Below are 11,895 nucleotides of genomic sequence, written 5' to 3' on the forward strand. Positions count from 1 at the left end.
AGTGAACGCAAGGTAAATGATATGACGATGAAATCCACACATGATAGCGCAATCCTCGTGACCGGAGCGGCTGGCGATCTCGGTGCGATCGGCCGCAACCTCACTGCAATGCTGCTCGCCAAAGGGCATAAGGTGCGTGCCTTAGTTCGCCGGGAGGATGAACGCGCTGAAAGTCTGCGCCAGCTCGGTGCCGAGGTTGTGCAGGGCGATCTGACCGACCTTACCTCGATGCACCGCGCGATCGAAGGTGTTGCGCGCATCTACTTCGGAATGTCGGTCTCGGCGGCTTATCTCGAAGCCACGGTCAATACCGCTGCGGTGGCGCGCCACCACGGGGTCGAGGCTTTCGTGAACATGTCGCAGATGACGGTGACGCAGATGAGCATCACCGAGACCACCCCGAGTCCCCAGCACAAGCTGCACTGGCTTGCAGAACAGGCATTGGCGTGGTCGGGGCTGCCAGTCGTCACGGTGCGACCGACGGTCTTTCTCGAAGGCTTCTTCCTGCGTCTCGCCGCTGCTGGAGTCCGGGACAGCGACGAACTGGCGGTGCCGCTGGGTAACAGCAAGACCTCGCCGATCTCGGCTGTGGATGTGGCGCGCGCCGTTTCTGTGATCCTCGACGACCCTGCCCCACACATTGGTCATGTTTACAATCTGACCGGATTTGAGTCGGCCGATCTGAACCACTACGCACGCGTCTTTTCCGAGGCACTCGGCCGAACTATCCGCTATCGTAACGTGCCGCTCTCCGAGTGGACGGATATGCTTCGTGAGTTTGGAGTGCCAACACATCTCCTCAACCACCTCACGGTGATGGCCGAACTTCACATGCAGGGGCGGTATGACCGCATAACGGATGACCTGTTCAAGCTCACCGGCAAGACGCCGACAAGCATGTACGACTTCGTAAAATTGCACGCCGCTGAATTCACGCTTAGTGAAGCCACGGCTTAAGGGGCAGGTCGCTCGTAGTGTCTGGGCCTCGTCTGGGCTGGACTCTCTGGTGGAATCTCCTGGATAGAGTTTTGTCGTCGGAAGACAAGCAAGTTGAGTTGAATCCAATTGGAAGAAGATAAATGTCCGAAAAAATCAACTATCAACGCCGCCGCTTTTTGGGCATTGCGGCCATGACCATTGCTACTACACAGCTAGGTATATTCGCTTCTGCGCTCGCACAATCGAGCAAAACAAAATCAGCCGTTCTGGACATGACTAAGCCGAGGACAACCACGTCGTTCCGCTCACTCAAGCAGATCAATGCTGGTGTGCTGAATGTCGGATACGCCGAAGCGGGCCCCGCGAATGGTCGTCCGGTCATCCTTCTGCATGGATGGCCCTACGACATTCACAGCTATATCGATGTCACTCCTTTGTTAGCGTCGGCGGGGTACTGGGTGATCATCCCATATCTGCGGGGCTATGGCACAACGCACTTTCTTTCGAGCGAGACGTTCCGCAATGGGCAACAGTCGGCGATCGCTGTCGATATTATCGCACTGATGAATGCGCTCAAGATCGAGAAGGCGATCCTTGCTGGTTATGATTGGGGGGCGCGAACAGCCAATATTATCGCGGCCCTCTGGCCTGAACGCTGCAAGGCTCTCGTCTCCGTAAGTGGTTATTTGATCGGCAGCCTTGAAGCCAACAAGACACCGCTACCGCCGCAGGCCGAACTCGTCGAATGGTGGTATCAATTTTATTTTGCCACGGAGCGGGGCCGCGCTGGCTACGAAAAATACCGGCATGACTTTAACAAGCTCATCTGGCAGCTTGCTTCGCCGCAATGGCACTTCGATGACGCGACGTTTGAGCGTAGCGCCGCATCCTTTAACAATCCAGATCACGTCGGTATTGTCATCCATAACTATCGCTGGCGGCTTGGACTCGCCTTTGGCGAGTCGAAGTATAACGAGATTGAGAAGCGGCTCGCCGCAGCCCCCGCGATCGCCGTACCCACCATCACTCTTGAAGGTGATGCCAATGGTGCGCCCCACCCAGATGCCAGTACCTACGCAAGGAAATTCTCCGGCAAATACGCACATCGGATCGTCAAGGGCGGTGTCGGTCACAACCTACCTCAGGAAGCACCGAGGGAGTTTGCCAAGGCCATCGTCGAAGTTGACGGTTACTGATTGGGTTTAGCCTGAGTCGTGGAACGGACAATTTGCAGCCAAGAGAAAACACCATGACCAAACTGGAAAAAGTACATTATAAAACCAAAGCCCGCACCGCAGGTACCTTCATCCTGTCGCGCCTCCTTGTCGCGCTCTTGGCGACAACGGTGTTTCTGGCACCGCCCGCTCGCCTGCTTGCACAGCAATTCGCCCAGACCGGCGCACAAACCCAGGTCGAGGGCAAAGCGAGCGCGACCGAAGACAACGCCATCCATCCCTTCCGCGTCCACGTCTCGCAAGAGGCGATCGTCGATCTTCGCAGCCGCATTGCGGCGACCCGCTGGCCTGACAAGGAGACTGTCGCCGACCAGTTGCAGGGCGTGCAACTGGCGACAATGAAGGAACTCGTCCGTTACTGGGGAACGCAGTACGACTGGCGGAAAGCCGAGGCGAAGCTGAATGCCTTACCGCAGTTTGTAACGAACATCGACGGACTGGACATTCACTTTATCCACATCCGCTCCAAAAATCCTCACGCTTTACCGTTGATCGTCACGCACGGATGGCCTGGATCGGTATTTGAACAGCTAAAGATCATTGGTCCCCTGACTGACCCAACGGCCTACGGGGGGCGCCCGGAGGAGGCCTTCGACCTGGTAATCCCGTCAATTCCCGGCTTCGGCTTCTCCGGCAAGCCGACAGGCACTGGTTGGAACCCTGACCACATCGCGCGAGCCTGGACGGAGTTGATGAAGCGCCTCGGGTACACCCGCTACGTTGCTCAGGGCGGCGACTGGGGGTCTCCTATTTCCAGCGCGATGGCGCGCCAGGCACCAGCAGGATTACTCGGCATCCACATCAACTTGCCGGCGACGATTCCGCCCGAGGTGGCCACGGTTCTCGCCGGCGGCGGACCCGCGCCGGTGGGACTCTCCGAGAAGGAACGCGCAGCTTTCGACTCACTCGACACGTTAAACAAGAAGAAACGGGCCTACGCCGTGGTGATGGGCACGCGGCCGCAGACGGTCGGGTATGGACTGACGGACTCGCCGACCGGACTCGCGGCGTGGATGCTCGGGCATCCAGGCTTCGCGCAGTGGACAAGCAGCAACAGCGATTTTGAAAAGTCCCTGACAAAAGACGAGGTGCTGGACAATATCACGCTGTACTGGCTGACGAACAGCATGGTCTCGTCAGCTCGGCTGTACTGGGAGAACAACAACACCAGCATCTTGAACGCGGCCGCGCAGAAGACCGCTGAGATATCGCTCCCGGTGGCCATCACGGTATTTCCGGAGGAGCAATATCGAGTTCCAGAGACGTGGACCCGGCGCGCCTATCGCAACCTGAACTACTTCCATGAGGTCGACAAGGGCGGTCACTTCGCGGCGTGGGAGCAGCCGCAGCTCTTCTCTGAGGAGATCCGCGCGGCATTCGGGTCACTGCGTTAGTTGAAGACCAATTGATTCACACGACAAACAGCAGACAGGGAGAATAGGATGACTCAATATGATTCTGACCTGAATGGCACTAAGTTAAGCTGAATGGTAGGCAGCGTAAGGATTGCAAAGGAGCAGGGGGGAATTTCTATTTCTTCTGTTCGTATGCCTAAAATTTCTTCTTTCTCCCCTGCTCCTCTGCTCCTGGAGCCCCCCTGCTGCCTCAACGATTTTCCCTTTTCTTAGTGCCATTCGATTCTGACTCAAGGTCAATTTATCCCACCATCTTCTCGCTGATTTTCGTCAGCACAATTCCGGTTCCGGCATTATTGATCTTAAGGCTCTACAACTGGCTAGTAGTCTGCCAACCCAAAAATGCGCTTGTGAGGACTGGGGAAAGGGGAAAGGGGAAAGGGGAAAGGTTAAGGGATTTAAACCCTTTCCCCCTTACCCCTTTCCCTTTACCCCGCCAAGTACACTTGGCGAACTACTAGAAATGAACAAAACCAAATAGAACCTCACAAGATGAAAAATGTGGATAGCTGGATTGCTGTATAGTTTGGGTTATGCCAGATTATCCTCTAAAGAGTTGCTCTATGATTGCTCTACCTGGTATTGCTATCCAAAACAAGATATACGAAAGTTCCAATTCTCTAGTGTACCGGGGCATCAGAGACGACGGAGTAGCGATCGCCGTAAAAATGCTAAAGCTTGATTATCCCTCTCCTCAAGAACTAACCCGCTACAGACAGGAATATAAAATTACCCGCTCCCTGAACCTGGAAGGAGTTGTCAAGGCGTACAGCCAGCAGGAATATCAGCGCACACTCATTATTCTTTTAGAAGATTTCGGTGGAGAGTCTCTGGAACGATGGATACAGCAGCGTCCAGATTTCTGCCCTATGTCCTTATCAGCTTTTCTATCCCTTGCCATTAAACTCACAGGTATTCTGGGCAGAATTCATGCTGCTGGTGTCATTCATAAAGATATCAACCCTAGCAATATTGTCTTCAATCTAGATACTGAGGTCGTTAAATTTATTGATTTCGGAATTGCTACTCGATTTAACCGTACCAATCCAACCTTCAAAAACCCTCATGTTCTAGAAGGCACTCTTGCATATCTATCTCCAGAGCAAACCGGACGCATGAACCGTTTGCTTGATTATCGTACTGATTTTTACTCCCTTGGCGTAACGTTCTACGAACTGCTCACTGGACAGTTACCGTTTGCCACAAAAGACATTCTTGAACTTGTCCATTGTCATCTTGCCAAATCACCTGTTCCGCCTCATGAACTGAAGGCAACGATTCCCAAAGCAGTTTCAGATATCGTTTTGAAACTAATGGCAAAGAATGCAGAGGATCGCTATCAGAGTGCTTGGGGTATCAAAGCAGATTTAGAAATTTGTGCTGACCAATTAAAAAAAATCGGGCAAATTAATAGCATTCAACTGGGTCTATTAGATATTTGGGATCAGTTTCAAATTCCCCAAAAACTTTATGGACGGGATCAGGAAGTTGCAAGGTTACTAGCGACTTTTGTTCGCGTAGCTTCTTCACGAGACTGTGCAGAAAAGACTTCAGAACAGGTACAAACTAGCAACCCAACATTTAAAGTCGAAATGATGCTGGTTTCTGGCTATGCGGGAATTGGGAAATCAGCATTAGTGCAGGAACTTTATAAACCAATCACCGCAAAGCGCGGCTATTTTATTTGGGGTAAATTCGATCAATTTCAGCGCAATATTCCTTACAGTGCGATCGCAGATGCTTTGCAAAAATTGGTGCAACAACTGCTGGGTGAACCGGATGAGCAACTTCAACAGTGGCGATCACAACTATTGACTGCTTTGGGAAGCAATGGACAAATCATTATTGATATAATCCCAGAAGTTGAACTGATCATTGGCAAGCAGCCGCCCGTACCGAAAGTTGGAGCAATTGAAGCTCAAAACCGCTTTAATCGAATTTTTCAAAAGTTTGTGCGGGTGTTTTGTTCAAAGGAACACCCGCTTGTAATTTTTTTAGATGATTTGCAATGGATAGACTCAGCAACACTGAAGTTAATTGAGTTGTTGTTGCTGGATGAGCAAACCCAATTTCTGTTTTTAATTGGAGCTTATCGAAACAATGAAGTAAATCCAACCCATCCACTGATATTAACTTTGGAGCAATTGCGAAAACAAGGCGCAGTGATTGGGGAGATAATTCTGACACCCTTAACGCTGGAGCCGTTGAACCAGTTGATTGCCGAAACGCTGCATCAAAATACAGACAACGTTACTGCCTTAGCTCAGTTAGTGCTGCATAAAACCGAAGGCAATCCTTTTTTTGTCGGTGAATTCTTGCGAATGCTGCATGGCGAAAATCTGCTAACCTTTGATGCAAAAAACTTATGTTGGCAGTGGGATATTGCTCAGATTCAAGCTCAAAACATTACTGATAATGTTGTAGATTTACTGTTGAATAAGTTAGAAAAACTACCACATGACACACGCCACATCCTTCAGTTAGCTGCTTGCATTGGTGCCGAATTTGATTTATATACGTTATCGATTATTTGTGAGAAATCATCTAAAATAGTTTTCCAAGATTTACTAGTAGCAATACAAATTGGATTAATTCAACCTCTATCTGAATTAGATGAAAACTTGTTAGTTCAAGAATATAAGTTTTTGCACGATCGCGTTCAGCAAGCAGCATACGCTTTAATTGATGAGGCGCACAAACAAGTTGTTCATTTACAAATAGGTCGTCAGCTGCTGGAAAATAATTCCCTAAAGCAGATAACAGATAGGCTGTTTGAAATTGTTGATAATTTGAATCAGGGGATTGATCTGGTTACAGATCAACTCGAACGCAATAAAATTGCTAGCTTAAATTTAAGCGCAGGTCAGAAAGCAAAGGCAGCAACAGCCTACAAAGCTGCTCTCAATTATTTCAATATGGGACTGAAATTTTTGAGTGCAGAGAGTTGGGAGAATGAGTATCACCTAACTCTAGCTTTGAACTCAAAAGCAGCAACGGTGGCGTACCTCAGTGGTCACTTCAGCCAGATGGAGCAATTAGTAGGAGTCGTACTAAACTGTGCTAAGACAGTGATTGACAAAGTGAAAGTTTACGATAGCAGAATTCAAGCTTGTTTGTCACAGGGCAATCCTCAAGAAGCACTGAAAATTGGATTGGAAGTACTGAGGCTATTGGAAGTAAACATAGTAGAAACTCCCAGTCAGTTGGATGTTCAAAGAGGATTAGAAGAAACTGCTTCATTATTAGCTGACCGAGAAATCAAAGATTTTATTAGTTTGCCGAAGATGACTGCACCAGAACCACTGGCAGCAATATATATCTTATCGAGTGTTGTTGCTGCTGCTTTTATGGTGTCACCAACTTTGATGGTGTTGATTGTATGCAAAATGGTGAATTTATCAATCAACTATGGTAATGCTACCTGTTCGCCACTTAGCTATGCTGCTTACGGACTAATTTTGTGTGGAGTAGTTCAAGACATTGAACTTGGCTATCAATTCGGAAAATTGAGTTTGAGTTTGATGGAAAAGTTAAATGCCAAGAAAGAGAATACTCAGGCATTGGAAGTATTAGGTACTCATGTAATCCACTGGAAAGAACATATTAAAGAAACACTACCAATTCTGATTGATGCTTATAAAAACGGCGTGGAAACTGGAGACTTTGAATTTGCTGGTTATGCAGCATATAACGTGTGTTGCCACTCATATTTTGTAGGTCAGGAACTTACAGAACTGGAACACAAAATAACAACCTACAGTCAAGCTATCAGTCAAATCAGACGAGAAAATCCCTTGAATTGGACTGCAATATTGTGGCAAACAGTCCTTAACTTGCTAGATATATCTGAAAATCCCAGCCGTCTAATTGGTTGTGCATACAATGAAGAGCGATCGCTACCATCTGCTATTCAAGCCAATGATAGACCGGAAATTCACTACTTGTATTTGAATAAACTGATATTATGTTATCTGTTCGGTGAGTACCATCAAGCTGTACAGAATGCAATTAAGGCAGAACAGTATTTAGATGGGGTAACAGCATTAATAGCTGTACCTCTATTCCATTTCTATGATTCTCTGGCATATTTGAGTGGATTGACTCATGCTGCGGAATCGCAAAAAGAAACTTGGCTAAATCGCGTTAATATCAACCAAGAAAAGATGCAAAAGTGGGCGGATTATGCCCCCATGAATTATTTGCACAAATTTTATCTAGTCGAAGCAGAAAAAGCGCGAGTTTTAGGGCAAGTTCTGGAAGCCGAGGAGTTTTATGAACAAGCCATATTTGGTGCTGCTGAAAACGAATTTATCCAGGAAGAGGCATTAGCTTATGAGTTAGCCGCCAAATTTTATCTAGAACGTGGTAGGTCAAAGATTGCCCAAACCTACATGAAAGAAGCTCACTACTGTTATGAGCGATGGGGAGCCACTGCAAAAGTAAACGATTTAGAAACTCGGTATCCACAGCTATTGACTCAACCGTCAGCTAGGTCTGGTACGTCAATCCGCGCTACTTCAGGAACCACCTCTAATCGCTCAGGTGTCACTCTTGATTTAGCTACAGTGATGAAAGCTTCCCTTGCGATTTCGAGTGAAATTGAACTCGATCGTCTGCTCCGTTCCTTAATGCAGATTTTAATTGAGAATGCTGGCGCACAAACAGGGTTTTTGATTTTGGAAAACTCCGGAGAATGGCTAATTGAAGCTTCTTGTAAACTAGCTGATGTTGAAAGTGTTGATGCTACGCGAGTGCTGCAATCGCTCCCAACTAAAAATCACCTGCCTGAATCAATTATCCAGTATGTGATTCGGACTCATGAATCTATCATTTTAAATGATGCAACTCGTGAAGGTAATTTCATCAACGAGCCATATATTCAGCATAACCAAACGAAATCACTTCTTTGTTTGCCGCTGTTGAATCAAAATAAACTTGTTGGCGTGTTGTATTTAGAAAATCAATTAGCAACTGGAGCTTTTACACCGACTCGATCGCAAGTCTTACATCTATTATCAACCCAAGCAGCCATTGCCATCGAAAATGCTAGACTCTACTCAAAGCTGCGTGAGAGCGAAAGTAAGATGACTCAATTTCTGGAAGCAATTCCAGTCGGTGTTGCAGTTGTAGATACATCGGGTCACCCTTATTACTTCAACCAGCAAGCAACTCAGCTATTGGCTAAAGATATCGATCCTTCTCTGACACTCAATGAACTTACAGAGGTTTATCAAACTTATCTAGCTGGAACAGATCAAAAATATCCAACTGAGAGAATGCCAATTATCCGAGCGTTAAGGGGCGAACATACTAGAGTTGATGATATAGAACTTTACCACAACAACACCACAATTCCCATTGAGGCATGGGGAACTCCAGTCTTTGACGAACAAGGCAATGTGACTTATGCGATCGCTGCTTTTCAAGACATTACTGAGCGAAAACAAGCCGAGCAACTGTTAGCCGATTACAATCGCACCTTAGAACAACAGGTTGTAGAACGAACAGCAGCTTTACATAAAAGCGAAGCCGAATTGCGCGACCGAGAACAAGAATTACGAGTGATCACAGATGCTCTACCTGTTTGTATCACATATATAGATGCAGACCAGCGTTATCGGTTTGCCAACCGCACCTATGAGGAATGGTTTCACCGTAGCCGAGGTGAGATTTTGGGCAAGCATATTTGTGAAAACTTGGGTGAGGCGGCTTATCAAGTTGTACAACCGTACATCAATCAAGCACTGGCAGGGCAAATCACAACCTATGAGACAGAAATTTCCTGTGTGTTTGGCAAGAAATATATCAGTAATTCCTTCATCCCTGATTTCGATGTCAATGGTCAAGTGAAAGGATACTATGGGCTAATCACAGACATCAGCGAACAGCGAAACGCTGCACTGCTTGAACGCAAACGTGCTGAAGAAGCCTCGATTTTAGAAGAACGCAACCGCATGGCACGCGAAATTCATGATACGCTGGCTCAAGCGTTTACAGGCATTTTGGTTCAAGTTGGTGCAGCAACCCAAGTGCTAGAGGATGATTTAGAAGCAACACAGGCACATCTGGACATGATCGATGAATTAGCAAGAATCGGGCTGGCTGAGGCTCGTCGCTCAGTCACAGCACTCCGCCCTCAGTTGTTAGAGGAAGGCGATTTATCTAGCGCCCTCAAGCGCCTCGTGACGCAAATGCGATCTGCTACCGATGATACTGCTTTGATTTACGAAATTCAGGGTACAGCCTATCCCTTACCAGCCGAAGTGGAGAATAACTTACTGCGAATTGGGCAGGAAGCATTGACAAATGCAATTAAATATGCAAAAGCTGACGAAATTCGCCTTGAGTTAGTGTATGCAGATGCACAATGTAGTTTGTGCATAAAAGACAATGGACAAGGCTTTGGCGTAGGTAGCATTCCTTCTGTTGGCGGATTCGGATTGTTGGGAATGAGCGAACGGGCAGAGCGAATTGGAGCGCAATTGAGAATTGAGAGCCAACTAGGGCAAGGAACAGAAATTATTGTCATTGTTAATCGAAGTTAATCGAAGGTAAGAACCATGATCGGCCAATCCAATACAATTCGCGTTTTAATTGTTGACGATCACTCCATTGTCAGACAAGGATTGGCAACCATCATTAACCGCGATCCAGAAATGACGGTAATTGCTCAAGCAGAAGATGGACAACAGGCGATCGCTTACTTTCGCGAACATCAACCAGATGTGACTTTGATGGATTTGCGAATGCCGCAGATGGGAGGAGTTAAAGCCATTACTGCGATTTGTGGTGAATTTAAACCTGCCCGAATTGTGGTGCTAACCACATACGATGGCGATGAAGATATCTATCGCGGATTACAGGCAGGTGCGAAAGGCTATCTGCTCAAGGATGCAAAACCCAACGAACTTCTCAATGCCATTCGCATGGTTCATCGCGGTCAGCAGTACATTCCGCCGGAGGTGGGGGCAAAACTGGTGCAGCGAATGAGTAACCCAGAACTGAGCGAACGAGAGCTAGATGTACTCCGTTTAATGGCGCAAGGTATGAGTAATTTAGAAATTGCAACTGCTCTAACTATTGGAGAAAGCACAGTTAAATCTCACATTAATCGCATTCTCAGTAAATTAGGCGTGAGCGATCGCACTCAAGCTGTGATTATTGCGGTCAAACGCGGGATTGTTAGTTTGTAGGCTGTGCTTTCGGTTAACTTGCGATTCCAACTTTAGTTGGAATTAGTCTTCCATTTTGAGATGGGTTAAGCGATCATCCACTCGACTAAATAAAAGTGCCAACTGTGAGTGGACGACAACCCAAAGTCAATTGCATATATTAAATTCATGCAAACACAGATAGCAATTTAGTTGCAAGATTCAAGTTTGCTGCATACAGATAGCACAGAGAGGAGTTTAGGCCTAGCCCACCGCAGGTATCATACCAATTCAAAATTCAAAATTAAGAAACTTCTACAGAATCTAAGTTTTGGGATTTGAATCTGTTGTCAAATTTTAGGAAATTGGTATCACTTGGGGTAAACATACTTCTCCTCAAAAACACCATTAATTATTTTTCCCATGTTCAACTCAGGATCGTAAACAGAGTTGATGGCAGCCGCGATCGCTGCAAGTAATGACGTGCTTTGATCCTCAATCCCACAATTATAGGAAGTAAAACGATGAACACCGAATTCAGTAAAAGCAAAGTTGCAATTGTTGGCCGGGGCGAAGACCTCAATTGGTTCGATACAATGCCTGGTGAGCAAATGACTATCCGCGTACACAGCAGAGATGTCGCTGGGGCTTTCACAATCATTGAAGCGCGTGTCCCGCCGTTCGTAGGCCCGCCACTCCACTATCACGAACAAAGAGAGGAGATATTTGAAGTACTTGAAGGCAGATTTCGCTTTCACTGCGCGGGCGAAGAGTTCGAGGTCGGGACTGGAACATCGGTTGTTGTGCCCCGTAACAGCGTGCATGGATGGGTGAACCTCGGGCCGGGATATGCTCGGTTGCTCTTTACCTTCGTACCCGGCGATATTGACGAATTCTTTCCCCAAATAGGTCAAACACCGCCCGAAGCTTGGACGGATCTGGCATCTCAGCACGACACTTGGATCGTCGGAGCGCCCCTGTCCGCCAGCTAAAGAGGCTGCAAACGATGAAAGTGCGTTTTAAAGCTAAAGCTAGTAGTCTGCCAACCCAAAAATGCGCTTGTGAGGACTGGGGAAAGGGGAAAGGTTAAGGGATTTAAACCCTTTCCCCCTTACCCCTTACCCTTTACCCCGCCAAGTACACTTGGCGAACTAC

6 protein-coding genes are annotated in these 11,895 nt (G+C 47.3%); all 6 read left to right on the forward strand.

Going from position 1 to position 11,895, the window contains the following annotated elements:
* The first annotated feature begins 21 nt into the window (after window positions 1-21).
* Window positions 22-957 (forward strand): SDR family NAD(P)-dependent oxidoreductase, encoded by a 936-nt coding sequence (locus tag H6G86_RS19995; protein ID WP_242064872.1) that lies wholly within the window; start codon window positions 22-24, stop codon window positions 955-957.
* A gap of 122 nt (window positions 958-1,079) precedes the next feature.
* On the forward strand, window positions 1,080-2,135 hold the full coding sequence (locus tag H6G86_RS20000; RefSeq protein ID WP_190935766.1) for an alpha/beta fold hydrolase: 1,056 nt from the start codon (window positions 1,080-1,082) through the stop codon (window positions 2,133-2,135).
* Window positions 2,136-2,188: 53 nt separating this feature from the next.
* Complete coding sequence (locus tag H6G86_RS20005; protein WP_190935767.1) at window positions 2,189-3,568, forward strand: epoxide hydrolase family protein; 1,380 nt, start codon at window positions 2,189-2,191, stop codon at window positions 3,566-3,568.
* A gap of 584 nt (window positions 3,569-4,152) precedes the next feature.
* Window positions 4,153-10,134 (forward strand): AAA family ATPase, encoded by a 5,982-nt coding sequence (locus H6G86_RS20010; protein WP_190935768.1) that lies wholly within the window; start codon window positions 4,153-4,155, stop codon window positions 10,132-10,134.
* Window positions 10,135-10,152: 18 nt separating this feature from the next.
* Complete coding sequence (locus tag H6G86_RS20015; RefSeq protein ID WP_190935830.1) at window positions 10,153-10,782, forward strand: response regulator; 630 nt, start codon at window positions 10,153-10,155, stop codon at window positions 10,780-10,782.
* A 569-nt stretch (window positions 10,783-11,351) separates the two neighbouring features.
* Entirely contained in the window at window positions 11,352-11,732 is a 381-nt protein-coding gene (locus H6G86_RS20020) for a cupin domain-containing protein (RefSeq protein WP_242064889.1), read from the forward strand.
* The last annotated feature ends 163 nt before the right edge of the window (window positions 11,733-11,895 follow it).

It is taken from the genome of Nostoc sp. FACHB-133 (genome assembly GCF_014698055.1).
In the GTDB taxonomy this organism is placed as follows: Bacteria; Cyanobacteriota; Cyanobacteriia; order Cyanobacteriales; family Nostocaceae; genus Nostoc.